Origin of the sequence: Rhodothalassium salexigens DSM 2132, from assembly GCF_004341375.1 — a bacterium.
GTDB lineage: Bacteria > Pseudomonadota > Alphaproteobacteria > Sphingomonadales > Rhodothalassiaceae > Rhodothalassium > Rhodothalassium salexigens.
The window spans coordinates 416,813-440,788 of the sequence record NZ_SLXO01000001.1; the positions used below are offsets into that span (position 1 = coordinate 416,813).

Sequence of the window (23,976 nt, forward strand, 5' to 3'; positions counted from 1 at the left end):
GTCAATGCACCCAGGGCCGCCTTTCTTGTGGCCCCGCCGTGCTCGGCGCGCCCACTTCGGCCCCGTCGAGCGCCAGCGGATCGCCGGCAATCAACTCGGCCTCCAACCGCTGCACGCGCGCGTAAAGCCGTTCCGCCTCGTCCATCAAGGCGCCGACGCCCGGCGGCACCAGGTCCGGATCGATGCGCGCCGCGGCGGCATTGTCGTTCACCGTCATGCGGCCGAGCCGGTGGTCGGGTTCGGCAGCCTGTTCGGGTGTCAACTCGCCGTCCAGCACCGCGCGCCGGGTCATCAACCAGGCAACGGCGTACATGATCCGGGTCGACAGCCGCATCAGTTCGGCGGTGTAGAGCAACCGATCGGTCCGCGACAGCAGGTTCGCCGCCGCCTGATTGCGGCTCAACGACAAGCATCCATAGGTCCGCTCGGCCAGGCCGACGGCGTCGCGATACGTCTTCATCAAGAACAGATGTCGCGCATTTTCGACAGGCATGACACGCTCCCCTCCCAGCCGGACCGGTTCGACAACCCACAAGTCGAAACGGTGCGGCCGACCACTCCGTCACACGAGCATGGCAGCGCCGATCCTAAAAGGCGACCCCACGGTCAATCCGGCCCCTTGAAAACGGGCGGGTTTCTCATAGATCAAAACTGTTCGGGCGCCGATTTCGGGTCCGAACGGATCGTGCCGATGTCTGGCTTGAAAAAGCAGGCAGATTTCTTTTCGCTCACAAGGAGGAAGAGACATGAGACGCTTTGACCTAACGCCCCTGTTGCGGAGCTCCGTCGGGTTCGACGACCTGTTCCGACTGACCGACTCGCTGACCGGTCTGGAGCAGGAGGGTGGCTTTCCGCCCTATAACATCGAGCGGATGTCCGACGACGATTACCGCATCGAAATGGCGGTGGCCGGGTTCGCGCCCGACGAATTGGATGTCCAGGTGCAGGAAAACACGCTGACCGTCTCGGGCCAGGCGGCCCAGCAGGACGATGACCGCACCTATCTCCACCGCGGCATCGCCAAGCGCGCGTTCGAGCGAACCTTCCGGCTGGCGGATTCGATCCGCGTCCAAGGCGCCCGGTTCGAGAACGGTCTGCTGGTGATCGACCTGGTGCGCGAGGTGCCGGAACACAAGCGACCGCGTCGGATCGAGATCGCCTCGGCCCACGCCAACGCCGCCAAAACACCGCGGGTCGAGCAGAAAGACCGCGACGACACCGCGCAAGCGGCCTGAGCCGCGGCTCACCCCCGCAGGCTGGACAGCGCCTGTCGCGCCGGTCCAGGGCTGAAATGACAACCGATCGTCCCGTCCCCTGACGCCCGCGGCGGGCCGGGGGCCGGGACCCTTACACCGGGCCGCTCAGGCGCGCCCGGTGTTGTTCGTCGCGGTACGGCGTCGCGACCGTGGCCGTCGGCGCGTCAGCGACGCTTGGAAAACAGCGCCTCCGCGTCCGACAGACTGCCGCGCTTGCTGCTCAGCGCCGCCCGGGCGCGCGCGATCTCGCCCTCCAACCGGACGATCCGGGCTTCCAGTTCATCGACCGAAAACCGGTCGAGCGGTTCGCGTTCCACCGTCGCCAACAGATCGCTGGGCGCCCGCGGTGTGTCGTCCGGTTCCATCGCGCCGTCCTTTCCCCTGATCGCTACTGCCCTTGTCACGACCCCGCCGGTCACCACCGCGCTTGGCGGTCGCCCGGAAATCGTTTCGTTTCCGTCACGATTGATCGCGGGCACAGGGGCTGGCAAAGCCGGATCGGCGAGGTATCAAGGGGACCTTATCGCCTTCCCCGCTGGCCACAAAAGAGGCTCCGTCATGAAATGCATCGAAATCGCCCAACCCGGCCCGGCCGAGGGACTGGTCCTGGCCGAGCGGCCCGATCCGACCCCGGGACCGGACGAAGTGGTGATCGAGGTCATGGCCGCCGGGGTCAACCGGCCCGACGTGCTGCAGCGCCTGGGCGTCTATCCGCCGCCGCCCGGGGCTTCGGACATACCCGGTCTTGAGGTGGCCGGGCGAATCGTCGCGCTGGGCGCCGATGTCGTCGGCTGGCAGGAAGGCGCGCCGGTGTGCGCGCTGGTCGCGGGCGGCGGCTATGCCGAGCGCTGCGTGGCGCCGGCCGCGACGCTGCTGCCCTGGCCCGAGGGGTATGATGCGGTCCAGGCCGCCGCCCTGCCCGAGACGGTGTTCACCGTATGGTCCAATGTGTTCGAGCGCGGTGCGCTGGCGCCGGGCGAAACGCTGCTGGTGCATGGCGGCACCTCGGGCATCGGCACCATGGCGATCCAGTTGGCCAAGGCGTTCGGGGCCCAGGTGGCGATCACCGCCGGATCGGACGAAAAGTGCGCCTTTTGCCGCGACCTCGGCGCCGATCTGGCGGTCAACTACAAGACCGACGATTTCGTCGACGCGGTCAAGGCGTTCACCAATGGCGACGGCGCCGATGTGATCCTCGACATGGTCGGCGGCGACTATGTGGCGCGCAACATGAAGTGCCTGGCGGTCGGCGGCCGTCATGTCACCATCGCGTTTCTCAACGGCGCCAAGGCCAACATCAATCTGGCCACCTTGATGATCAACCGCCAGACGTTGACCGGATCGACCCTGCGCGCGCGCGAGATCGCGTTCAAGGCGGCCATCGCGGGGCAGGTTTCGCGCCTGGTCTGGCCGCTGTTGGCCGCCGGTCGGGTCCGCCCGGTGATCGATTCCACCTATCCCCTGGCGTCGGCGGCCGAGGCCCACCGGCGCATGGAATCCAGCGCCCATATGGGCAAGATCGTGCTCACGCCGTGACCGGCGCGCACGCCGCGGCCGTCGGTCGGCCAGGCGAGCCGTCTGAGGGGTGGGCCGCCGGGTGGCCGCTCAGCGAGGCCGGCGGACGGTTCGGCGACCGGGCGGGCCACGCCCGGACAAGTCGTCCATATAATCCTGTGCGCCCCTAGCTTTGCGCTTGATTTCGTCCCACGGAATGAGCGACATTGGCGATTGCAACGAATTCCACTACATGTGTGGGTAAGATGGCGCCGCGCGGGAGGCATGATCCCGCGCCCAGGCGTTTTTTGCCGTTTCACCCATGAAGGAGCCGGCACCATGACACAGCCGCTGATGCCCATGGCGACCGCCGTCTGGCTGGTCGACAACACGTCCCTGACCTTCAAGCAGATCGCCGATTTCTGCGATCTGCACGAATTGGAGGTACAAGGCATTGCCGACGGGCTGGTGGCCAGTAACATCGTCGGTATGGACCCGGTGGCCAACAGTCAGTTGACCCAGGCCGAACTGGACCGCTGTCAGGGAGACCCCAAAGCCCATCTGCAACTCAAGCAGGACGACGTGCCGACCGCGCGCCGTACCAAGGGCCCGCGCTACACCCCGGTGTCGAAGCGCCAGGACAAGCCCGACGCCATCGCCTGGCTGTTGCGCCACCATCCCGAACTGTCGGACGCCCAGGTCTCGCGCCTGGTCGGCACGACCAAGCCGACGATCCAATCGATCCGCGACCGCTCGCACTGGAACAGTGCCAACATCAAGCCGGTGGACCCGGTCGCGCTCGGCCTTTGCAAGCAGCTCGAACTGGACGAAGCGGTGGCCAAAGCCGCCGGCCGGCGCGCCGAAGCGACCGCCGAAGCCGGCACCATGACCGCCTATGAAAACGACCCCAGCCCGGCCCCGGAACCGGCGCCCAGCGACTTCCTGTCCACCGGCCGCTCGACCGAGACCGACCAGGAAGACGACGCGCCGACCGTCGAATCGGTGTTCGGGCCGCAGCAGCCCAAGGACTGACCCGCACGCCCGATGCAGCGACCGTCGCGCGCGCCGGCCCGGCGGCCGGGATGGCAATACCATCGGCGCTACAATCGCGCTCGGGCTGTGTGAAGAGCGTGGGCGGCGCCGGGTCCGGACCGGTCGAAGCAGCCATGATCAGGGAAAAGCGCACTGAGCAACGGCACGGGCCGCGTAGGCGGGCACGAAAAGACGGCGGCGTGTGGCGACGGGGCCCCGCTGGGGACGACCGGGACCGGCGAAAACCGGACCCGGAAAAAGATTACGTAAGGACCGAATGCAGGTCGTCGATCAATGAGTGGTCAACCTGGACAGGGTGTCCTTGAGTTTTAGCTTCTGTCGCTTGAGTTCAGCGATCTTTGCGTCATCAGGCATAGGGCGGGCGGTCTCGCGGGCCAGGGCCCGGTCGATCTGCTGGTGCTTGGTGCGAAGTGATTCCATATGAGCATGGACAGACATCGCGCGCCTCCTGTTATTGACGAAGATCAACAGTAGATCATGATCGCCCCGCGCCTGTCACGAGCGAACAAGGGTCAACGGGGCAATTGTGAACGGCGTATCGGGTAAGTCGTTAACACCGCACGGTTCTGTCTTTCTGAGCCAAACAATATTTCAATTGAGGCGATCGCCTGTTAGGCAGGGCCGGGCTTGGCGTTGCACGGCTATGCCCTGTACGGGCGCGTGTGGTATGACGCCAAAAACCCCTTTCAGGAGACCGGCGGGCATGAACACGCCCCCTATCATGGATAAGAAGAGCCTGGAGGCGTCGCTGGTGGCGCTGCGCGAGGAGCACCGGGACCTGGACCTGGCGATCCATACCCTCGCCGACGCCGGGTCGGGCGACATTCTCCAACTTCAGCGACTCAAGAAGCGCAAATTGGCGCTGCGCGACCGCATCGCCTGGCTCGAAGACATGCTGACCCCTGACATCATCGCCTGACCGCGCCGGCCGCCGCCTCCCCATCGTTGCGGTGCCGCCGACGCGGCCCGCGCTTTTTGTCGAAACTCGGATCAACCTCAATGACACATCCCGCTCCGCTCGTAGGACTGATCATGGGCAGTCGGTCCGACTGGCCGACCATGGAACACGCCGCCGCCACGCTCGACCGGCTCCACCTGGCCTATGAGGCGCGCGTGGTCTCGGCCCACCGCACGCCCGACCGGCTCTACGACTATGCCAAGACGGCACGGGCGCGCGGGCTCAAGGCGATCATCGCCGGCGCCGGCGGGGCGGCGCACCTGCCGGGCATGGCCGCCGCGCTGACGCCGGTGCCGGTGCTCGGCGTGCCGGTGGAAAGCCGCGCGCTGAAGGGCGAGGACAGCCTGTTGTCGATCGTCCAGATGCCCGGCGGCGTGCCGGTGGCCACCTTCGCCATCGGCAAGGCCGGGGCAATCAACGCGGCGCTGTTCGCCGCCGCCATGCTGGCCACCGACGACGCGGAGATGGCGAGCCGGCTCGACGCCTATCGCGACGCCCAGACCGCCGGCGTGCCGGAGACCCCGAGCGATGACTGAGCGCCGCGCCCCCACCCCAGCCATCGGCACACCGGGCGACGCCCAGACCACGACCCCAGATCCGGGCGATCCCGAGACCCCGACGGTGCCCCGGCTGCAGCCCGGCGACACGGTGGGCATTCTGGGCGGCGGACAGTTGGGGCGCATGCTGGCCATGGCGGCGGCGCAATTGGGCCTGCGCAGCCATGTCTACTGCCCCGACCCCGACAGCCCGGCGTTTCAGGTCGCCAGCCACGCCACCTGCGCCGATTATGACGACCAACGCGCGCTGGCGCTGTTCGCCGACCAGGTCGCCGTCGCCACCTACGAGTTCGAGAACATCCCCGCCGAGGCGATCGCTTACCTGTCGACCCGCTCGCACCTGGCGCCGTCGGAAATGGCGCTGATGACCGCCAACGACCGGCTGGTGGAGAAGGAATTTCTCAACGCCATCGGCGTCGCCACGGCCCCCTACCGCGCCGCCGAAACCCGCCGCGAGCTGGCCGAAGCCGCCGACGCCGTGGGCTATCCGTGCATCGCCAAGACCCGCCGCTTCGGCTATGACGGCAAGGGCCAGGCGCGGCTCGACGGGCCGGGCGACCTGGACGCGGTGTGGAACCAGCTCGGCCCGGCGCAGTTGATCGTCGAAGGGGTGGTGGCGTTCGACAAGGAAATCTCCGTGGTCACCGCGCGCACCGCCGACGGCCGCTCGGCGACCTTCCCGGTGAGCGAAAACAGCCATGAAAACCATATTCTCGCCCGTTCGGTGGCGCCGGCGCGAATCCCCGACGCGGCCGCCCGCACCGCCGCCGACCACGCCCAACGGATCGCCGCGGCGCTCGACTATGTGGGCGCGCTCGCGGTCGAATACTTCTTGACCGCGGACGGCGGCGTGCTGGCCAACGAAATCGCGCCGCGGGTCCACAATTCGTTCCACTGGACCATCGAAGGCGCGGTCACCAGCCAGTTCGCCCAGCACATCCGCGCCATCGCCGGCTGGCCCCTGGGCGCCACCGACCTGCTCGGCGCGGTCGAGATGCAGAACCTGCTCGGCGACGCCGCGCTCGACTGGCTCGGCGTGCTGGCCGACCCGACCGCCCATCTGCATCTCTACGGCAAAGGCACGCCGCGACCGGGGCGCAAGATGGGCCATGTCACCTGGGTGCGCCCCCACACCGCCCCCTAACCCGCAACCGACCCCGAAACCGACGCCGAAACCGACACCGCGGCCGGGACCGGCTGCGCCCCGCGCCGGCGGCGGTCGTCGCCGCCGGTTACGGGGCGGCGCAGGCGATCCAGCGGTCGATCTTGGCTTCCAACAGGTCGAGCGGCAGGGCGCCGGTGTCGAGCAACTGGGTGTGGAAGGCGCGGATGTCGAAGGCGTCGCCGAACGCCGCCTCGGCCCGGTCGCGCAGGCGTTGCAGCACCGCCTCGCCGATCTTGTAGGCCAGCGCCTGGCCGGGCATGGAGATATACCGATCGATCTCCAGCGTCACGTCCTTGGGCGCCATGGACGTGTGGGCGAGCATATAGTCGATGGCCTGCTGGCGCGACCAGCCCTTGTGGTGCAGGCCGGTGTCGACCACCAGCCGGATCGCCCGGATCATCTCGTAGTCGAGCCGACCGAACCACTGATAGGGGTCGTCGAACATCCCCAGGTCGCGACCCAGCGATTCGGCATAGAGCCCCCAGCCCTCGGTATAGGCGGTGAATCGACCATAGCGCAGCTTGTCCGGCAGGCCCGGTTGTTCACGCACCAGCGACAACTGATAGTGGTGGCCGGGGATACCCTCGTGGAGCAGCAGGGTCTCCATATAGTATTTGGGCCGCGAGCGCATGTCGCTCACATTGACGAACAGGATGCCCGGCGCCGAGCCATCAGCAGGCGGCGCCTGATAATAGCCAGCGCCCCGGTTCTCCCCCGCCACCGGCAGCGGCCGGATCGCGAACCGGGCCGCCGGCATGGCGTCGAACAGGCGCGGCATGGCGGCGCGCACATCCGCTTCGATCTCCTTCCAGCCGGCGAACAAGGGCGCGGGGCGATCGAAATAGAACCGGTCGTCGGTGCGCAGGAAGGTGAAGAAGTCTTGCAGCGAGCCGTCGAAACCGGCGCGCGCACGGGCGTCTTCGAGCGCCTCGGTCAGCCGGGCGACCTCGGCACGGCCAAAGGCGTGGATCTCGTCGGGCGTCAGGCGGGTGGTGGTGTAGCGCTCGACGGCCAAACGATAGCGCATGGCCCCGTCGGTCATGGCCGAAAGCCCCGGCCGGGTCCGCGCCCGCGCCCGGTAGGTATCGGCCAGAAAAGCACGCAGCCGGGCATAGGCGGGGCGGATCGCCTGCGCCACCTTGGCCTCGTAGGCGGCTTCGAGGCGGGCGCCGGCCTCGGCGTCGAGGGTCAGCCCCGGCGCGTCGAACGGCTTGAGGAACGGGCTGTCGGCCAGCGGGCTGGCCAGCATGGCGTCCAACTGGCCGATCACTTGGTCGACGACCAAGCGCGCCTGCACATGGCCGCTATCGAGCCCCTGGCCGAGCCGCGCGACCATCCGGTCCAGATGCGCCACATAGCCGTCCATGCGCGCCAAGCCGGCCTCGAAATCGGCGGCGGTCTCGAAGCGCACGGTGCCGCTGCCGGTGGACAGGTCGGGAAACGACACCTGGGCGCCATAATAGGTGTCGAGCGGGGTCAGTTGATCGATCCGCGCCGCGCCCGAGCGGATGGTCTTCAAGGCGTGCTCGGTCTCGTAGCGCAACACCCGATAGGCCAGCCGATCCGCCTGCCCCAGCGCCTCGGGCTCGATGGCGTCGAGATCGGCCAGCGTCGCCGCGTGCGCCGCGCGGCGGGCCTCAAGGGTGGCGTCGGCGAGCGGCGCACCGAACGACGCGGCGCGCGACCGGTCGCCGCGGCGCAGCGCGCCCAATGGGTCGAGCGAAACCAACCGCGCGTCGGCGGCGTCCAACGCTGCGGCGAGCGCCGCCGCCACCGCCGGGTCGCTGGCCCGGTCGGCACACACGTGCGCGCCCGCGACCGGACCGGATAGAGACAGGCTCAACGCAACGGCAAGCGCCGCCGTCCGGCCTCGAAGGATCGACATGGAACGAACGATGATCGCCTCCCTTTGATCTGTCGGTTTTGTTGATCTGACGTTTTGGGCCGGCGTCGGCTGACACCGCCACGACCCGACGTCGCACTGCTGCCCCCTTGCACGCCCCCGATCCTCTGCTAGGTTTAGATTTGCATCAAGAGGGGTGTTTTCCTCATATTGTTGCGCTTGACGCACCAGATTATTCGAGGCGATATGCGATCGGTCGACCAGAAGCGTCTGCTCTATTTCCACGAGGCGGTGACGGCGGGCACCATGCGCGCAGCCAGTGAGAAGCTCAATCTGGCGCCGTCGTCGATCAGTCGCCAGATCGCGCTGCTCGAACGCGAGGTCGGCCTGCCGCTGATCGAGAAGGGGCGGCGCCAGATTCTGCCCACCGAAGCCGGTGGCCTGCTGCTGGACTATTTCCGCGAATGCCGGGCGCATGACGAGGTGTTCGCGTCACGGCTCGAAGACCTGCACGGCCTGCGCGAGGGCACCATCGCCATCGCCATGGGCGAAGGTTTCATCAGCCACCGCATGAACGCCACGCTCGCCACCTTCAACCGCGACTATCCGGGCCTCAAGGTCAAGGCGACGATCGCCAATTCCAACGAAATCGTCCGCCAGGTGACCGAGGACGAGGCGCATTTCGGGCTGGTCATCCAGGCACCCCACGAACCGCGCTTGCAGGTGCGGTGGTCGAACGCGTTGGAGATTACCGCCATCGTGGGCGCAGGTCATGATCTGGCCGGCGCCGAGCGGGTCAGCCTGCGCCAGTTGCAGGACTATCCCATCGGGCTGGTCGACGGTGCGTTTCGCATCCGCCAGGTGATTTCTGCGGCCGAGGCGCGCGACGAGATCTTCCTGAGCCCGGTGCTGACCACCAATTCGCTTTACATGCTGCGCCGGTTCGTGACCGCGGGCGCCGGCATCACCATCCTGCCGCAGACGGTGTTCAGCCGCGAGATCGCCGCCGGCGAGGTTCACGCCGTGCCGCTCGACAATGACGCGCTGGTCCGGCCCACCGCGCACATCATCACCCGCGCCGGGCGCCAGCTGCCCGCCGGGGCGCATCGTCTGTTGGAGATGATCAAGCGCTCGACGCCGCTGTAACCGCCGCGGCCATGGGCGCCGGCACGGCGCCGCTCAACGCTGCGCCGTCGCCTCGATCTCGATCAGAAACTCGGGCAGCGCCAGGGCCTGGACGCCGATCAGCGTGTTGGCCGCCGGTGTCGCGTCGCCATAGAAGGTCTTCAGCGCGGGCAGGATCGCGGCCATTTTGTCGGGGCTGTAGTCGACCACATAGGTGCGCAGGCGGACCACATCCGCCGGCCCCGCCCCTTGCGACGCCAGCACCGCGCCCAGATTGGCCAGCACCTGACGCGCCTGGGCGGCCAGATCGCCGGGCCCCACCACCCGGCCCTCGCCGTCCCACGCCACCTGCCCCGCCAGATGCAGAAGCGTGCCGCCATGCGCGCGCACGGCGTGGGAAAAACCATAGGCCACCGCATCGTAGAGCTCGGGCGGATTGACAGCGCGGTTGGTCATGGCGGGCCTCCTGTGGCCGGATGGGGTCGACGCGGCAGATACCGGGTCAACTCGATATAGTTGCCCCAAGGGTCGCGCAGATAATGCGAGACCATGGCCGCCAGCGGTCCCTCCTCGGCGGTGATCGGCCCAGCGAGCGGTGTGCAGCCATGGGCCGTCAGATGGTCCACCGCCGTGTCGAGGTCGCGCACCCGGAGGTTCAGATGGTGCCCGCCGGCGTCGCAGTTGCGCGGCGGCACGCGCACGCGATCCGCCGGCGCGTCGTACTGGAACAGCTCCAACGCCAGATTGGGCGGTGCTTCCACCAGCGCCATGTGCAGGCGCGCGCCGGGCACATCGATATGGGCGGCGGTCCAGTCACGCCCGTCCGCCGCCATGGGCATGGCGGCGCTGTCGAGCGGTCCGAGACGGTAGACCACGCGCACACCGAACGCCGCCTGGTAGAACGCGATGGCGCCATCCAGATCGGGCACCGTCAAGCCCATATGGGCCACCCCCTCGAACCCGGGAAACGGGCCTTCTCGCTCGGTGGCGGTGTCGGTCGGCTCGGTCATGGTCCGGTCCCTCGTCACAGGTTCAACACCAGCACGGCACCGATCGCGAACGGCACCAGATAGCGCACGGAAAAGCGCCACAATCGGTAGAGGACGCCGTCACCGAGCCCGGTCTGGCCCAGCGTCACCGGACGGTGCATCAACCAGCCGGCGATGATCGCCACACAGATGCCGCCGCCCGGCATGATGATGTTGGAGACCACATAATCCAGGATTTCGAACACGTTGCGCTCGGCGAACACGGGCAGAAAACCAAGCGGTCGGGCGTCCTGCCAGCGGTTGAACGACAACACGGTCGCCAGCCCCATGACCGCCAGGGCGAGCGCCAGCAACCAGGTGACCGGCCCGCGCCGCCAGCGGCCGCGGTCCTCGAAATTGGCGACCACCGATTCCAGGATGGTGACCGTGGAGGTCAGCGCGGCGAGCGCCATCAACAGAAAGAACGCCGGCCCGATGATCCGGCCCATGGGCATTTCCGCGAACGCGATGGGCAGGGTCTCGAACAACAGCCCCGGTCCCTGGGCGGGTGACAGGCCGTAGTGCAGCACGATGGGAAAGATCGCCAAGCCGGCGACCAACGCCACCCCGCCGTCGGCGAGCGCAATCACCGTCGCCGAGCGGGCCAGATTGACCTCGCGCCGGGTATAGGCACCGATGGTCAGGATCACGCCGAGGCCGACGCCGAGCGAGAAAAAGCTCTGCCCCACCGCCATCAGGACGATCGACGGCGTTAGCTTGGCGAAGTCGGGCGCGAACAGGAACGCGGCCCCCGCCAGAAAATCCGTCGTGGCGATGGCATAGACCAGCAACAGCCCCAAGATGACGAACAGCCCCGGGGTCATCACGGCCAGGAACCGCTCAACCCCGCGCTTGAGTCCGAGAGCGACGATGATGGCGGTCAACGCGATGAACAAGGCCATAAAGCCGGCCATGCGCACCGGGTCGCCGGTCATGGCAGCGAACAACCGCGGCGACGCCTCGGCGGTCAGGTCGTCGAAACGACCGCTCACCCCCAGGGTGAAATAGTCGATGGTCCAGCCGGCGATCACCGCATAGAAGCTCATCGCCAGGAACACGCCGATCATGCAGACGAGGCCGAAGAGCCGCCAATGGCGGTGCACCTCGCCCTGATGCGCCATGGTGTCCAGAGTGCCGACAACGCTGCGCCCGCCGTGCCGGCCGATCGTCAACTCGGCGATCAAGGCGGGCAGTGCGATCGCCAACAGCGCCAGCACATAGACCAGCACGAACGCCCCGCCGCCATGGGCGCCGGCCACATAGGTGAACTTCCAGATGTTGGAGATCCCCACCGCGCTGCCGATCGCGGCGGCCAGAAAGGTGAAATTGTTGGTCCACTTGGGCACCGCTCCGGTGCCCGTGTCGGTCCCGGTCTCAGACCCGATCTCAGTCCCAATCTCAGTCAACGCCACGATGACGAACCTTCCCGGCGGGGGGCAGGACAAGGCGCGGCCGCCAAGGGCCACGCCGACGGCACACGACGCACGACCACCGGCGCCGACTACCCAAGCGCCACCGCCCGTGCCGTCCGGCCGCAGGGCGCCGTCATCCTGGCACCGGCCCGGCCCGATCCATGACCGAGAATACCGACCAATCCGCCGTCCCATCGCCCGCCGGCGCGGTCGCCGGTCCAAGCTTGTCGCATCTGTCGCTCCCTGGCTCCGCCGGCTTGGGCGCCGGCCTCTGTTTATCGTTGCCCCCGAAGCCTGTGCGCGGCCCCTGTTCGCTGTCAATTCCCATCGATCGCCGATGGTGTTGCGTTCGGTGCACCTTGGCCCGGCTGACTGGGCCCAAACCGGGCGGGGCGTGCGCGGTGGGCGTTGCCTTGAACGCAACGACATCGAAACAACCTTGCTATTGATCGCCGATCGCCTTTCGCCCGAGGATCGGCCCCGGCCCCGCGGGTGTCTCCGAACCGCGCGGGCCAGTCGTTGACGATCAAAGGACCGCCGCCCATGGATCGCACGTCCGTCGACTGGAAAGGCTACTTTCCCGCGCTCACCACCCCTTTCCACCCCGACGGCAGCCTCGACCTGGAGGGCTGGACGCGCCTGTTGCGCTGGATGGGCGACCAGCGCATGCACGGCGTGGTGGTCGCCGGCACCACCGGCGAATGGTTCTCGCTCAGCGATCGCGAACTGGCGGCGCTGTTCCGCCGGGCGGGCGAGATCCTGGCCGGCCGGGTGACCTTGATCGCCGGGGTCAACAGTTTCCACGCCCAGACCAGCCTGGCCAAGGCGCGTCTGGCCGCCGACAGCGGGTTCGACGGCCTGTTGCTGACCCCACCGCCCTATGTGAAGCCGAGCGCGCGTGAAATCGCCGTCTTCTATGCCGATGTGGCGGCGGCGGCACCGCTGCCGATCTGCCTCTACAATTGGCCGCCGGGAACCCATGTGGACATGACGCCCGACCTGCTGGCCGACCTGGCCGAGATCGACACCGTGGTGGCACTCAAGAACTCGACCCCCCACTGGGACCGCTTCCTGACCACGGTCGAGCGCCTGCACACCCGGCTGCGGTTGTTCGGCATCCCCACCAACGACGAGGGCATCGCGCTGTTCCAGGCCGGCAAGGCCGATGGGCTGATGGGCGCCGGGGCGGTGCTGGGCAGCGACCATCCCGATTTCTTCGACGCCATCTGGGACGGCGACATCGAGCGCGCCCGCCGGCTCGGCCAGCGCGATCGCAAGCTGATGACCGACTGGTTCACGCCCGGCTTCACCGGCCGCTTCGGCTCGGCCCAGGCGATCCTCAAGACCGCGCTCGACCTGCGCGGCCTGCCCGGCGGCCCGGTACGCCGGCCGCTCCTCGACCTGGATCGCGCCGGCCGCGACGCTGTGCGGCGGACGCTCGTGGACCTGGGCCTGCCGGTCGCGGACGCCGACGCGACGCCTTGACAGCCGGTCTCCTTTGCCGCCGACTGGTGCACCCATGAGCTATGACGTGGCGATCATCGGCGGCGGTCTCGCAGGCACGGCCGCCGCCTATTACCTGACCGGCCACGGCCTCACGCCGGCGGTGCTGGAGGCGGGCGAGTTGAACGCCGAGGCGTCGGGCGCCAATGCCGGGTCGCTGCATTTCCAACTGGAACACCGGCTGATCGCCCATGGCGACGCACTCGCCCAGCAGGTGGCGGCGATCATCCCGCTGGCCAAGCGCGCCATGGCGCTGTGGCGCGGCCTCGAAACCGAGCTGCGCGCGCCGCTCGACGTGGTCATGGACGGCGGGCTGATGCTTGCCGAGACGCCGGAGGACATGGCGCGCCTGGAGGCCAAGCAGGCGGTCGAGGCGCGTTGGGGCCTGGATACACAGATGCTGGACCAGGCGCAGGTGCGCGCACGCCTGCCCGGCGTCGCCGACACGGTCCTGGGCGCCGCCCACTGCGCCGACGAGGGCCACGCCAACCCGCGCCTGACCACCCTGGCCTATGCCCGCCGGGCGGCCGAGCGCGGCGCGCGCTTCTTCCCCCATGCGCGCGTGACGGCGACCGAGCGGCGCGCCGGCGCGTGGAGCCTCACGCTCGCCGACGGCCGGCGGATCCGGGCGCGGGTGCTGGTCAACGCGGCCGGCGCCTGGGCGCGCGACGTGGGCCAGCTGGCCAATGTGCACATCCCGATCGTGCCGGTCGCCCTTCAGATGACCGTTACCGAACCGGTCGCGCCGCGCCTGGGCCACCTCATCCAGCACGCCGGCAAGGCGCTGTCCATGAAGCAGGTGGAAGCCGGCAACATCCTGGTCGGCGGCGGCTGGCCGGCGCGCCTCGGCGACCCGGGGCGGCGGCCGCGCGCCTTCCCGCGCACCATCGCGCGCAACCTGGCCACCGCCTGCGGCGTCTGGCCCGAGCTCGGCCGGCTGGCCCTGCTGCGCACCTGGACCGGCACGGTGGGCGTCAGCACCGACCAATTGCCGCTGATCGGCCGCTTGAGCGCCCTGCCCGATTATTATGTGGTCGGCGCCGGGTCGGGGTTCACCCTCGGCCCGGCCTTCGCGGCCACACTGGCCGACCAGATCGCCACCGGCCGCAGCGACCCGCAGGCGACCGTCTACAGCCCCGACCGGTTCGCTCATCTCAACATGTTCATGGGATTGTGAAAGGGAGGGCTCGCCCATGCCGACGCGCATCGACCGAGGCGTCACCCGCGGCCCCCGCATCGCCCTGCGCTTCGACGGCCAGACGGTGGCGGCCCATGCCGGCGACAGCATCGCCGCCGCCTTGATCGCCGCCGGCATCCGCGCCTGGCGCGTCGACCGCCATGGCCGCCCGCGCGGGCTCTGGTGTGGCATGGGCGTCTGTTACGACTGTCTGGTGGGCGTCGAGGCCGCCGACGGCACGGTGCGCCGGGTGCGCGCCTGCACCACCCCGGCCGAGGACGGCATGACCCTGCACACCGACCGGGAGGCCAGCCGATGAGCGGCGATGACCCGACGGCGACCGCCGCGCCGGTCGCCATCGTGGGCGCGGGGCCGGCGGGTCTGGCCGCCGCAGCGCTGTTGGCCGACCATGGGGTGCGGCCGCTGCTGATCGACGAAGCGCCCCGGCCGGGCGGTCAGATCCTGCGCCAGCCGCCGCGCGAGACCACAGTCGAGCGCTGGCTGCCGGGACCGCTCTACCGCGCGCCCAAGGCGGCGCTGCGGGCGGTCGAGGACCGCGCGGACATCGCCTGGCTGGGCGGCGCGACGGTGCTGGGTATCGACCCGCCCGACCCGCTGGCCGGGCGCGACGGGTTCGAGCTGTGGGTCGATACCGGCGCCCGGGGCCATCGCCTGATCGCCGCCGAGCGCGTGCTGCTGGCCACCGGCGCCTACGAATTGCCGGTGGCGTTTCCGGGCTGGACGCTGCCCGGCGTCATGGGCGCCGGCGCGCTTCAGACAGTGCTGAAAAGCCAGCAGATACTGCCCGGCAACCGGCTGGTATTCGCCGGCAGCCACCCCTTGCAACTGGTGGTCGCCGACCAGGCGCTCGACGCCGGAGCGGAGGTGGCGCTGGTCGCCTTCTCGCAATCGCGCCCGGCGGTGTTGGCGGCGGCCGCGCGCAGCCTGCGCCACTTAGGCCGCCACTGGCCGAAAGTCTGGACGCCGGCGCGCATCCTCGCCCGACTGGCCGCCCGGGGCGTGGCGGTTCGGTTTAACACCGTGGTGGCCGAGGCGCACGGCAGCCACTCGGTCACGGCGGCGACGCTCGCCGGGCTCGACCGCGCCGGCGGCCGAGCCCCCGACATGACCGCAGACCGCCGCGCGCGCGTCGCCTGCGACACGCTGGCGCTCTGCTATGGCTTTCTGGCCGGCACCGAGTTGGCGCGCGCCACCGGGGCGGCGTGGACCTGGGATCTGGACGCCGGCGGCTGGCTGGTCGCCCATGACGGCGCCTTCCGGTCGAGCGTGCCGGGCCTTTATGCGGCCGGCGAGGCCACCGGCGTCGACGGCGCCGACGCCGCCCTGGCCAAGGGCCGGCTGGCCGCCCGCGCGATCCTGGCCGATCGGGGCTGGGCGACAAGCGATAGCACCGATGCCGCCCGGCGCCGCGACGCCCGCGCGCTGGCCCGGGCGCTCGCCTTCGCGCGCGATTTGCGCCGGTTCGCGCGGCCGCCGCATCGCGCGCTCGACCGGATCACCGGCGCCGACACCCTTGTCTGCCGCTGCGAGGCGATCACCCGCGCGGGCGTCGAGGCCGGCCGCCAGCCGCCGCTCGCCCTGGCCGACATGAACGCGGTCAAACGCGCCACGCGGGTCGGCATGGGCGCCTGCCAGGGCCGGCTGTGCGGCGCGATCCTGGCCCGGCTGGCGCGCCCGGGCACCGGCGGCGGCCAGCCGCCCCGGCCGTTCACCGCGCGGATGCCGGTCAAGCCGGCGTCGATCGCCGCTGTCGCCGCCCTGGCCGAGCACGCGGACGCGGCGGACGACGACCGAGGCGACCAGACCGACGACGGCTAGAACAGCCCGTCGATCTCGCCGGCGTCGGTCAGGGTGATCGCCTCGGCGGCGGGTTGGCGCGGCAGGCCGGGCATGGTCATGATATCGCCGGCGAGCGCGACCACGAAGCCGGCGCCGGCCGCCAGGCGCACCTCGCGCACCGGCAGGGTGTGGCCGGTGGGCGCGCCGAGCCGGCCGGGGTCGGCGCTGAACGAATACTGGGTCTTGGCGATACACACCGGCAGGCGGCCATGGCCCTGGGCTTCCCAGTCGGCCAATTGGCGTGCGACCCGCGGCGCCAGGGCGACGCCGTCGGCGCGGTAGATCTCGCGCGCCACCCGCTCGATCTTGGCCTGAAGCCCCAGATCGTCGGCATAGAGCGGCGTGAAGTTGGCCGCACCCTGGTCGGCAAGGGCCGCCACATGCTCGGCCATGGCGCGGATACCGGCGCTGCCCTCGGCCCAATGGGTGTTGAGAAACGCCGGCACGCCCCGAGCCTCGCAATAGGCGATGACCGCATCGGCTTCGGCGTCGGTGTCGGTGGCGAAGCGGTTGAGGCCCACCACCACCGGCAGGCCGAACTTGGCGATATTCTCCATGTGGCGGCCCAGATTGGCGCACCCGGCCTCGACCGCGGCGACATTCTCGACGCCCAGATCGCCCTTGGCGACGCCGCCGTTCATCTTCAGCGCGCGGATGCTGGCCACCAGCACCACCGCGTCGGGCGCCAGTCCGGCTTGCCGGCACTTGATATTCAGGAACTTCTCAGCGCCCAGGTCGGCGCCGAAACCCGCTTCGGTGACCACATAATCGGCCATCGACAGCGCCGCCTTGGTGGCGATCACCGAATTGCAGCCATGGGCGATGTTGGCGAACGGCCCGCCATGGACCAGGGCCGGGTTGTTCTCGATGGTCTGCACCAGATTGGGCTGCATGGCCTCCTTGAGCAGCGCGGCCATGGCGCCGTCGGCCTTCAGGTCACGGGCAAAAACCGGGCTCTGGTCGCGGCGATAGCCGACGATGATCGCGCCAAGCCGGCGTTCGAGATCGTCCAGATCCTCGGCCAGGCAGAGGATCGCCATCACCTCAGACGCCACGGTGATGTCGAAGCCGGTCTCGCGCACGAAGCCGTTGGCCGCCCCGCCGAGCCCGGTGGCGACCTGGCGCAGCGACCGGTCGTTCATGTCCAAGACCCGGCGCCAGGTGATCCGGCGCGGGTCCAGGTCAAGCGCATTGCCCCAGTGCAGATGATTGTCGATCATCGCGGCGAGCAGGTTGTGGGCCGCGGAGATGGCGTGGAAGTCGCCGGTGAAGTGCAGGTTGATGGCGTCCATGGGCACCACCTGCGCGCGACCGCCGCCGGTCGCCCCGCCCTTCATGCCGAAACAGGGACCAAGCGACGGCTCGCGCAGGCAGATGGCGGCGTTCTTGCCGATGGCGTTGAGGCCGTCGCCCAAGCCCACGGTGGTGGTGGTCTTGCCCTCGCCCGCCGGGGTCGGGTTGATCGCGGTGACCAGGATCAGCCGCCCGCGCTGGCCGCCGCCGGCGCGGCGCGCGGCCAGGGCCCCCGCGCCGAGCTTCGCCTTGTCGTGGCCATAGGGCAGCACCTGGTCGGGGCGCAGGCCGAGCCGGGCGGCCACCTCGGCAATGGGCTTCTTATGGGCGTTGCGGGCGATTTCGATATCGGACGGATGCGACAAGGCGGTCCCCCTCCCCTGGGTCTGCTGGTTAAAACACGGCCCTCGGCCGCCGGACGAGCCCCTTGCCTACTCATCCGGCGACCGAAAGACCATGGGCGGCGGCCTCACATTCGCGCTAGACCCCGGCCCGGGGCGTGCGCGCGTCGGGCTCGGCGAACCAGCGATAGGCCGCCGGCAGCACCAACAGCGTCAGCAGGGTCGAGGTGACCAGACCGCCCACCACCACGGTGGCCAGCGGGCGTTGGACATTGGCGCCGATGCCGTCGGCGAGCAACAACGGCACCAGTCCCAGCACCGCCGTGACCGCGGTCATGCACACCGGACGCAGGCGCCGCTCGGCGCCGAGCCGGACGGCCGCGTCGCGGTCGTGGCCGGCCCTGCGCATCTGGTTGATATGGCTGACCAGCACCACGCCGTTCATCACCGCGACGCCGAACACCGCGATGAACCCCACCGCCGCCGGCACCGACAGGTAAAGCCCCGACAGCCACAGGGCGACGATGCCGCCGGTGGTCGCGAACGGCACATTGAGGAACACCAGCGCGGCATAGCGTGCGCTGTTGAACGCGCCATAGAGCATCAGAAAAATCAGCGCCAAGGTCACCGGCACCACCAGATAGAGCCGGGCCATGGCGCGCTGCTGATTCTCGAACTGGCCGCCATATTCCACATAGACGCCGGCCGGCAGGTCCACCTCTGCCGCCACGCGGCGTTTGAGCTCGGCGACCACGCTGCCCATGTCGCGGCCGCGCACATTGAGTTGGACGATCAGCCGCCGGCTCGCCTTGGCGCGCGCGATCTGCTTGGGCCCGGTCAACACCGACACATCGGCGACCCGCGACAAGGGCACCATCGCGCCGTCGGCGGTCGGGACGGCCAGATTGGCGATCGCGTCGACGCTGGCCCGGTCGTCTTCGGCCAGCCGCACGAAGATGGGAAACCGGCGGATGCCGTCGAACACCTGGCCCGCGACCGCCCCGCCGACGCCCGCCTCGACGGTCGCCAGCAGTTCGTCGATGGCGATGCCGTAGCGGCTGAGCGCGGCGCGGTCGGGCCTGACGACGATCTGGCGCTTGCCGCCCTGTTGCTGTTGGCGCACGTCGACGGCCCCCGGCACGGCGCGCGCGATCGCCGCCACCTCGCCGCCGAGGCGCGCCAGCGTGTCCAGGTCTTCGCCATAGATCGACACCACCAGCTCGGCCATGACGCCCGACAGCAATTCGTCGGTGCGCAACTGGATCGGCTGCGAGACATTGTTGGCAAGCCCCGGCACCCGGGCCGCCAACCGCTCGGCCATGGCGCTTTGCAGCGCCTCGTAGGACCGGCCGCTTTGCCACTGGTCGAGCGGCTTGAGCGTCACCACCGTGGCGACCACATTGACCGGCTCGGGGTCGCCGCCCACCTCCGCCCGGCCGACCCGGGCATAGGTGCCGGTGACCTCGGGAAAATCGCCGAGTGCGGTCTGGATGCGCCGGGCATAGTCCTTGGCGGTGGGCAGATTGGCGCCCGGCGGCAGGGTCGAGCGGATCTGAAACGTGCCCTCGCGCAACGACGGCACGAACTCGCTGCCCAACAGCGGCACCAGCGCCAAAGCGCCGACAAACCCCACCACCGCCGCGGCCAGAACCGCACGCGGCCGGGCCAATGCGGCGCCCAGGAGCGGCCGGTAGCCCCGCTTCAGCCGACGCACCAGCCACGGCTCGGAGGTCTCGGGCGGCCGGCGGAACGCCAGCGTGGCCAGGGCCGGCACCAGGGTGAGCGCCACCAGAAGCGCGCCCAAGAGCGCAAACGAGATCGAAAACGCCATCGGCTTGAACATCTTGCCCTCGACGCCTTGCAGCGTGAACAAGGGCAAAAAGACGATCACGATGATCGCCACGGCGAACGCGATGGGCCGCGCCACCTCGCGCGCCGCGCGCTCCACGCGGGCGCGCGGGGACGGGTCGTCGGCCGGTCCTGCACCCTCGCCCGCCTCCGCACCGGGGCGGTCGCGGCCCAGATGGCGAAAGATATTCTCGATCATCACCACCGCGCCGTCGCCCATCATGCCGATGGCGATCGCCAGACCGCCGAGGCTCATCAGATTGACCGACAGCCCGGTACGCTCCATGGCCACGAAGGCAACCAGGATCGACAGCGGCAGGCTGGCGATGACGATCAGGGTCGAGCGCAGATTGCCCAGGAACAGATACAAGAACACCAGCACCAGGACGGCCCCCTGGACCAGCGCCGTGCGCACCGTGCCGACCGCCTTGTCGATCAGCCCGGCCTGGCTGTAATAGGGCTTGAGCACCATGCCCTGGGGCAGTGCGTCGTTGATCGCCGCGACCCGCTCGTCGAGCGCGGCGAGCACGTCTTGAGTGTTGGTGTGGATCAGCTTGAGCACGAAGCCGCCGACCGCGTCGCGGCCATTGGCCACCAGGTCGCCGCGCTTGATCGCCGGGCCGTAGGACACGCTGGCCAGGTCGGCGACGGTCACCGGCGTGCCGCCGGCCTCGGCCACCGGAATCCGCCGGATGTCGTCGAGGCCCGCGTCGCCCGGCGCGACCCAGCCAAAGCCGCGCACCACATATTCCTCACCGCCCCGGTTGATGAACGAAGCCCCCACATTGCGGTTGTTGGCGGCCAGCGCCCGGCGCACGTCGGCGACCGACAGGCCGCGCGCCATCAGCGCCTCGGCGTCGAGGGTCACCTGATACTGGCGCGCCTCGCCGCCGATCGACAGCACGCCGGTGACCCCCGGCACCGTGCGCAGCATGGGCTTGACGATCCAGTCCTGGGCGGTGCGCAGCGCCATCGGCGCATGCTCGGCGCCGGCTCGGTTTTCGACCGTGTACATCAACACCCGCCCGACGCCCGAGCTGATCGGCCCCAGTTCGGGCTCGCCCAGGCCCTCGGGGATCTCGCGCCGGGCGGCGGCCAGCCGCTCCATCACCAGACGCCGGGCGAAATAGATGTCGGTGCCGTCCTCGAAATAGACGCTGACCCGCGACAGCCCGAAGATCGACGTGCTCTGCACCCGGTCCAGGTGCGGCAGTCCGTACATGGAGATTTCCACCGGATAGGTGATCAGCGTCTCCACATCCACCGGCGACAGCCCCGGCGCCTGGGTGAACACCTGGACCATGGTCGGCGTCACGTCGGGGAAGGCGTCGATGGGCGTGCGCTTGACCGCCAGCGCGCCGGCGACCACCAGGGCCGCGGTCAGCACCAGCACCATCAGCCGGTTGCGCAGGCTCCATCCGATCAGTCGTTCGATCATGGTGCGCCCCCTCAATGGCTGTGGGCGGCGCTGCGGCCGGCCGCCGTCAGCGCGGATTTGAGCGCAAAGGCGCCGACCAGCACCGCCCGGTCGCCGGGGTCGAGGCCGCGCCGGATCTCGACCCGGCCATGGGCCTCGGCACCCAAACTCACCGGCTGAGCGCGGAACGCATCGGGCGTATCGCCGGGCACGAACACCACCGGCTGGCCGTCGAGGGTCTGGACCGCGTCCACCGGCATCAGGGCGGTGCGCGCCGCGGCCTCGGTGTGCAGGCGGGCGGTGCCGAACTGGCCGTCGCGCAACCGGCCGCCGGAATTGTCCAGATGACCGCGCACCCGCACCGTGCGCGTGGTCTCGTCGAGCGACGCCGACACCCAGTCGACGGTACCGGCGACCAGACGCCCGCCCACCGCCCGACCGGTGAAGTCGATGCGCTGGCCGGGCGCGATGCGCGGGATGTCTTTTTCATAGACCTCGGCGACCACCCACAACACGCGCGTGTCGACGACCAGAAACGGCGTATCGTCGGGGCGCAGGGTCTGGCCCGGCACCGCGTCGCGCGCCTGCACCATGCCCGCCTGCGGGCTGGTCAGCGGGTAGCGCGACAGCGGCCGGTCGCCGCCCGCCTCGATGGCGGCGATGGCGTCGAGCGACAGCCCATAAAGGCGCAACTCCTCGCGCGCGGCGTCCAGCGCGGCGCGCGCCTCGATGAACGCGGCGTGGGCGGCCAGCTTCTCGGCCTCGCTCGATATCTGCTCGGCGGCCAGGCGCTTTTCGCGGTCATGCTCGGCGGTCGCGGCCTCGAAGCGCGCGGCCGCCGACAGGTAGCGCGCCTTGGCCTTGCCGAGGGCAACGCTGTCGAGCCAGGCGAGCACCTCGCCGGCCTCGACGCGCTGGCCCAGATCGGCGACCACGCGCAGCACCTTGGCCGGCAGGCGCGGGCCGACCCGCACGGTGCGGTCGGCGTCGAAGCGCAGGCTCGCCGGCGCCTCGATGAGCGCGCGCGCCGACCCCGCCGGCACCGGCCCCACCTGAAGGTCGAGCGTCGCACGCTCTCCGGCGGTCAGGTGAACGGTGCTGGCCGACGCCTCCTGCGCGGCGCCCGCCTCCTGCGGGCCAAGCACCGGGGCGAGGCCAAGGGCCAGAAGACCAGCGGCAAGCGTGCGGGCCAACCGGACCCGGGCCATGGGCATCTGGTTCGTAAGCGTGTGTGCGATGGTCATCGGGCGTCTCCCGGCCGTTCTGCAGGCGCCTTGCGGGGCGCGCTGTCGGGCGTGGTATGGGGGTCGTTGTCGGGGGCGGCGGGGGCGGCGTGGATCAGCCCGCCGGTGGCGCGTTCCAGGGCGGCGGCGGCGTCGATCAGGTCGCCGAGCGCGTCGAGATAGTCGCGGCGCACGGCGAGCAGATTGTCCTGGGCCGCGGTGATCGCCGGCGCGCCCACCTTGCCGGCGGCGAGCGCCGTTTGCAGGCGGCGCACATTGTCCTCCGCCCGGTCGAGCACCGGCCGGCCGACGGCGTCGGCCGCCGCGCGCGCGGCGCGATAGTCGGTGAGCGCGCGCAGCACCGCGCCGCGCACGGCAAGCCTCTGGGCATCGCGCGCCAGGGTTTGTTCGCGCAGCCGCGCCCGCGCAGCGTCGCGGTCGCCGCCGAAGCGGTGGCCGATCGGCAAGCGCAGTTGCAGACCGCCGCCGGCAATGTCGAAATCCTCTTCCTGACCATAAAGGCCGAAGACGGTCAGATTGGGGATCAATTGCCGCCGGCTGAGCGCCAGGTCGGCGCGCGCGGCGGCGACCCGCGCCCCGGCGGCGGCCAGATCGCCGCGCCGACGCACCGCCGCGTTCAGCAGCCGCTCTTGCGATGGCACCTCGATGGCGTCCGGCAGGGCGAGCCGGCCGGTCAAAACCAGATCCCGGGCTGGATCGGCGGACAGGAGCTCAAACAGGTCAAGCTCGGCCCGGCGGGCATTGCGCACCGCGCGGGCGTGTTGGGCGGCCGCCCGGCCGCGCGCGATCTCGGCGGTGTTGACCGTCTGCACCGTGGTCTTGCCGGCGTCGAGCCGGCGGACGGCATAGCGCGCCAGATCAGCGGTAACGGTCAGGGCGCGCTCGGCACTGCGCACGCCCTCGCGCGCCACCAGGGCGCGCAGATAGGCGGCCCTGGTGCGCGCGGCGGTGGTGGTGCGCAGAAAATCGAGGTCGCCCTGCGCGGCTTGGGTGCGGGCGTCGGCGGCCCGCGTCATCACCCGGCCCTGGCCGCCGATCCACAGCTCCTGGGCCAGTTGGATGGACATATCGCGGGTCGCCGCTTCTCCCGGGCGTTTGCGCCGGGCACTGCGAAAGGTGACCAGCGGGTTCGACGGCACCAGCCGGCGGGCGTGGCGCGCGTCGCCCCGGTTCTGCTCGACCCGGGCGGCAGCGCGCCGGACGGCGAAATTGCGCGCCAGCGCCCAATCGACGGCGCCGGCCAGGTCGAGCCGGTGCGGCGGTTGCTCGGCCGACGCCAAGAGCCCCGGCGCCTGCACGGCGCCACCGGAACCGACCTCGGCGGCCGACACCGGCGCCGTCAGGAGCATCAAGCAAAGGCTATGGGACAGGCTGCGGCGAACGGACCCCGGCCGGCGGCGCG

22 protein-coding genes are annotated in these 23,976 nt (G+C 70.1%); 11 read left to right on the forward strand and 11 right to left on the reverse strand.

Going from position 1 to position 23,976, the window contains the following annotated elements:
* Nucleotide 1: 1 nt before the first annotated feature.
* On the reverse strand, nt 2-493 hold the full coding sequence (locus EV659_RS01780; protein ID WP_132706895.1) for a DUF1465 family protein: 492 nt from the start codon (nt 491-493) through the stop codon (nt 2-4).
* Between the two features lie 253 nt (nt 494-746).
* On the opposite strand from EV659_RS01780, the gene EV659_RS01785 reads away from it, so the two are divergent.
* Nucleotides 747-1,235 carry an Hsp20 family protein gene (locus EV659_RS01785; protein WP_132706896.1) on the forward strand — a complete coding sequence of 163 codons (489 nt, stop codon included), beginning with the start codon at nt 747-749 and terminating at the stop codon, nt 1,233-1,235.
* 185 nt (nt 1,236-1,420) lie between these two features.
* Here EV659_RS01785 and EV659_RS01790 read toward each other — a convergent pair whose 3' ends face one another.
* Complete coding sequence (locus EV659_RS01790; protein WP_132706898.1) at nt 1,421-1,621, reverse strand: DUF1192 domain-containing protein; 201 nt, start codon at nt 1,619-1,621, stop codon at nt 1,421-1,423.
* A gap of 193 nt (nt 1,622-1,814) precedes the next feature.
* On the opposite strand from EV659_RS01790, the gene EV659_RS01795 reads away from it, so the two are divergent.
* Nucleotides 1,815-2,792, forward strand: coding sequence for an NAD(P)H-quinone oxidoreductase (locus tag EV659_RS01795; RefSeq protein WP_132706899.1), 978 nt, complete (start codon nt 1,815-1,817; stop codon nt 2,790-2,792).
* 297 nt (nt 2,793-3,089) lie between these two features.
* On the forward strand, nt 3,090-3,782 hold the full coding sequence (locus EV659_RS01800) for a DUF1013 domain-containing protein (RefSeq protein WP_132706901.1): 693 nt from the start codon (nt 3,090-3,092) through the stop codon (nt 3,780-3,782).
* A gap of 291 nt (nt 3,783-4,073) precedes the next feature.
* Here the strand turns inward: EV659_RS01800 and EV659_RS01805 are convergent, their stop codons facing one another.
* The gene (locus EV659_RS01805; protein WP_132706902.1) at nt 4,074-4,241 is read right to left on the reverse strand and encodes a YdcH family protein; all 168 of its coding nucleotides are present in this window, start codon (nt 4,239-4,241) and stop codon (nt 4,074-4,076) included.
* Between the two features lie 265 nt (nt 4,242-4,506).
* Here EV659_RS01805 and EV659_RS01810 point away from each other — a divergent pair, with 265 nt between their 5' ends.
* The 3 genes from EV659_RS01810 (at nt 4,507) to EV659_RS01820 (ending at nt 6,462) form a co-directional block, all read left to right on the forward strand.
* The gene (locus tag EV659_RS01810; RefSeq protein ID WP_132706903.1) at nt 4,507-4,722 is read left to right on the forward strand and encodes a YdcH family protein; all 216 of its coding nucleotides are present in this window, start codon (nt 4,507-4,509) and stop codon (nt 4,720-4,722) included.
* An 80-nt stretch (nt 4,723-4,802) separates the two neighbouring features.
* Nucleotides 4,803-5,297 (forward strand): 5-(carboxyamino)imidazole ribonucleotide mutase, encoded by a 495-nt coding sequence (gene purE / locus EV659_RS01815; protein WP_132706905.1) that lies wholly within the window; start codon nt 4,803-4,805, stop codon nt 5,295-5,297.
* On the forward strand, nt 5,290-6,462 hold the full coding sequence (locus EV659_RS01820) for a 5-(carboxyamino)imidazole ribonucleotide synthase (RefSeq protein WP_132706906.1): 1,173 nt from the start codon (nt 5,290-5,292) through the stop codon (nt 6,460-6,462). Before purE ends, EV659_RS01820 begins: the two co-directional genes overlap by 8 nt.
* 88 nt (nt 6,463-6,550) lie before the next feature.
* Here EV659_RS01820 and EV659_RS01825 read toward each other — a convergent pair whose 3' ends face one another.
* On the reverse strand, nt 6,551-8,368 hold the full coding sequence (locus tag EV659_RS01825; protein ID WP_132706908.1) for a DUF885 domain-containing protein: 1,818 nt from the start codon (nt 8,366-8,368) through the stop codon (nt 6,551-6,553).
* 204 nt (nt 8,369-8,572) lie between these two features.
* Between EV659_RS01825 and EV659_RS01830 the strand changes: the two genes are divergently transcribed.
* Nucleotides 8,573-9,472, forward strand: coding sequence for a LysR family transcriptional regulator (locus EV659_RS01830; protein WP_132706910.1), 900 nt, complete (start codon nt 8,573-8,575; stop codon nt 9,470-9,472).
* 33 nt (nt 9,473-9,505) lie between these two features.
* On the opposite strand, the gene EV659_RS01835 is transcribed toward EV659_RS01830, so the two are convergent.
* From EV659_RS01835 to EV659_RS01845, 3 genes are read right to left on the reverse strand one after another with little or no spacing between them, the layout of a single operon-like run.
* On the reverse strand, nt 9,506-9,907 hold the full coding sequence (locus EV659_RS01835) for a RidA family protein (RefSeq protein ID WP_132706911.1): 402 nt from the start codon (nt 9,905-9,907) through the stop codon (nt 9,506-9,508).
* Complete coding sequence (locus tag EV659_RS01840) at nt 9,904-10,461, reverse strand: VOC family protein (RefSeq protein ID WP_132706913.1); 558 nt, start codon at nt 10,459-10,461, stop codon at nt 9,904-9,906. The genes EV659_RS01835 and EV659_RS01840 overlap by 4 nt, the downstream gene beginning before the upstream one ends.
* Before the next feature lie 14 nt (nt 10,462-10,475).
* On the reverse strand, nt 10,476-11,891 hold the full coding sequence (locus EV659_RS01845; protein ID WP_165878650.1) for a sodium-dependent transporter: 1,416 nt from the start codon (nt 11,889-11,891) through the stop codon (nt 10,476-10,478).
* 543 nt (nt 11,892-12,434) lie between these two features.
* On the opposite strand from EV659_RS01845, the gene EV659_RS01850 reads away from it, so the two are divergent.
* Genes EV659_RS01850 through EV659_RS01865 form a run of 4 tightly spaced genes read left to right on the forward strand, consistent with a single transcriptional unit; the run spans nt 12,435 to nt 16,410 of the window.
* Nucleotides 12,435-13,376, forward strand: coding sequence for a dihydrodipicolinate synthase family protein (locus EV659_RS01850; RefSeq protein WP_132706917.1), 942 nt, complete (start codon nt 12,435-12,437; stop codon nt 13,374-13,376).
* Nucleotides 13,377-13,410: 34 nt separating this feature from the next.
* On the forward strand, nt 13,411-14,571 hold the full coding sequence (locus tag EV659_RS01855) for an NAD(P)/FAD-dependent oxidoreductase (RefSeq protein WP_132706919.1): 1,161 nt from the start codon (nt 13,411-13,413) through the stop codon (nt 14,569-14,571).
* Between the two features lie 16 nt (nt 14,572-14,587).
* Nucleotides 14,588-14,890, forward strand: coding sequence for a (2Fe-2S)-binding protein (locus tag EV659_RS01860; protein ID WP_132706921.1), 303 nt, complete (start codon nt 14,588-14,590; stop codon nt 14,888-14,890).
* On the forward strand, nt 14,887-16,410 hold the full coding sequence (locus EV659_RS01865; protein WP_132706923.1) for an FAD/NAD(P)-dependent oxidoreductase: 1,524 nt from the start codon (nt 14,887-14,889) through the stop codon (nt 16,408-16,410). Before EV659_RS01860 ends, EV659_RS01865 begins: the two co-directional genes overlap by 4 nt.
* On the opposite strand, the gene EV659_RS01870 is transcribed toward EV659_RS01865, so the two are convergent.
* The 4 genes from EV659_RS01870 to EV659_RS01885 all read right to left on the reverse strand — a co-directional run bounded on the left by EV659_RS01870 (nt 16,407) and on the right by EV659_RS01885 (nt 23,923).
* On the reverse strand, nt 16,407-18,089 hold the full coding sequence (locus tag EV659_RS01870) for a formate--tetrahydrofolate ligase (protein WP_132706924.1): 1,683 nt from the start codon (nt 18,087-18,089) through the stop codon (nt 16,407-16,409). The two genes, EV659_RS01865 and EV659_RS01870, sit on opposite strands and share 4 nt — an antisense overlap.
* Nucleotides 18,090-18,204: 115 nt before the next feature.
* The gene (locus EV659_RS01875; RefSeq protein WP_132706926.1) at nt 18,205-21,351 is read right to left on the reverse strand and encodes an efflux RND transporter permease subunit; all 3,147 of its coding nucleotides are present in this window, start codon (nt 21,349-21,351) and stop codon (nt 18,205-18,207) included.
* Nucleotides 21,352-21,362: 11 nt separating this feature from the next.
* The gene (locus EV659_RS01880; protein WP_132706928.1) at nt 21,363-22,574 is read right to left on the reverse strand and encodes an efflux RND transporter periplasmic adaptor subunit; all 1,212 of its coding nucleotides are present in this window, start codon (nt 22,572-22,574) and stop codon (nt 21,363-21,365) included.
* The gene (locus EV659_RS01885; RefSeq protein ID WP_165878651.1) at nt 22,571-23,923 is read right to left on the reverse strand and encodes a TolC family protein; all 1,353 of its coding nucleotides are present in this window, start codon (nt 23,921-23,923) and stop codon (nt 22,571-22,573) included. Before EV659_RS01885 ends, EV659_RS01880 begins: the two co-directional genes overlap by 4 nt.
* Nucleotides 23,924-23,976: the final 53 nt, after the last annotated feature.

Coding starts and splice junctions, on each gene's coding strand:
- EV659_RS01780 (WP_132706895.1), bottom strand. CDS start 493: ATGCCTGTCGAAAATGCGCGACATCTGTTCTTGATGAAGACGTATCGC.
- EV659_RS01785 (WP_132706896.1), top strand. CDS start 747: ATGAGACGCTTTGACCTAACGCCCCTGTTGCGGAGCTCCGTCGGGTTC.
- EV659_RS01790 (WP_132706898.1), bottom strand. CDS start 1,621: ATGGAACCGGACGACACACCGCGGGCGCCCAGCGATCTGTTGGCGACG.
- EV659_RS01795 (WP_132706899.1), top strand. CDS start 1,815: ATGAAATGCATCGAAATCGCCCAACCCGGCCCGGCCGAGGGACTGGTC.
- EV659_RS01800 (WP_132706901.1), top strand. CDS start 3,090: ATGACACAGCCGCTGATGCCCATGGCGACCGCCGTCTGGCTGGTCGAC.
- EV659_RS01805 (WP_132706902.1), bottom strand. CDS start 4,241: ATGTCTGTCCATGCTCATATGGAATCACTTCGCACCAAGCACCAGCAG.
- EV659_RS01810 (WP_132706903.1), top strand. CDS start 4,507: ATGAACACGCCCCCTATCATGGATAAGAAGAGCCTGGAGGCGTCGCTG.
- purE (WP_132706905.1), top strand. CDS start 4,803: ATGACACATCCCGCTCCGCTCGTAGGACTGATCATGGGCAGTCGGTCC.
- EV659_RS01820 (WP_132706906.1), top strand. CDS start 5,290: ATGACTGAGCGCCGCGCCCCCACCCCAGCCATCGGCACACCGGGCGAC.
- EV659_RS01825 (WP_132706908.1), bottom strand. CDS start 8,368: ATGTCGATCCTTCGAGGCCGGACGGCGGCGCTTGCCGTTGCGTTGAGC.
- EV659_RS01830 (WP_132706910.1), top strand. CDS start 8,573: ATGCGATCGGTCGACCAGAAGCGTCTGCTCTATTTCCACGAGGCGGTG.
- EV659_RS01835 (WP_132706911.1), bottom strand. CDS start 9,907: ATGACCAACCGCGCTGTCAATCCGCCCGAGCTCTACGATGCGGTGGCC.
- EV659_RS01840 (WP_132706913.1), bottom strand. CDS start 10,461: ATGACCGAGCCGACCGACACCGCCACCGAGCGAGAAGGCCCGTTTCCC.
- EV659_RS01850 (WP_132706917.1), top strand. CDS start 12,435: ATGGATCGCACGTCCGTCGACTGGAAAGGCTACTTTCCCGCGCTCACC.
- EV659_RS01855 (WP_132706919.1), top strand. CDS start 13,411: ATGAGCTATGACGTGGCGATCATCGGCGGCGGTCTCGCAGGCACGGCC.
- EV659_RS01860 (WP_132706921.1), top strand. CDS start 14,588: ATGCCGACGCGCATCGACCGAGGCGTCACCCGCGGCCCCCGCATCGCC.
- EV659_RS01865 (WP_132706923.1), top strand. CDS start 14,887: ATGAGCGGCGATGACCCGACGGCGACCGCCGCGCCGGTCGCCATCGTG.
- EV659_RS01875 (WP_132706926.1), bottom strand. CDS start 21,351: ATGATCGAACGACTGATCGGATGGAGCCTGCGCAACCGGCTGATGGTG.
- EV659_RS01880 (WP_132706928.1), bottom strand. CDS start 22,574: ATGACCATCGCACACACGCTTACGAACCAGATGCCCATGGCCCGGGTC.
- EV659_RS01885 (WP_165878651.1), bottom strand. CDS start 23,923: ATGCTCCTGACGGCGCCGGTGTCGGCCGCCGAGGTCGGTTCCGGTGGC.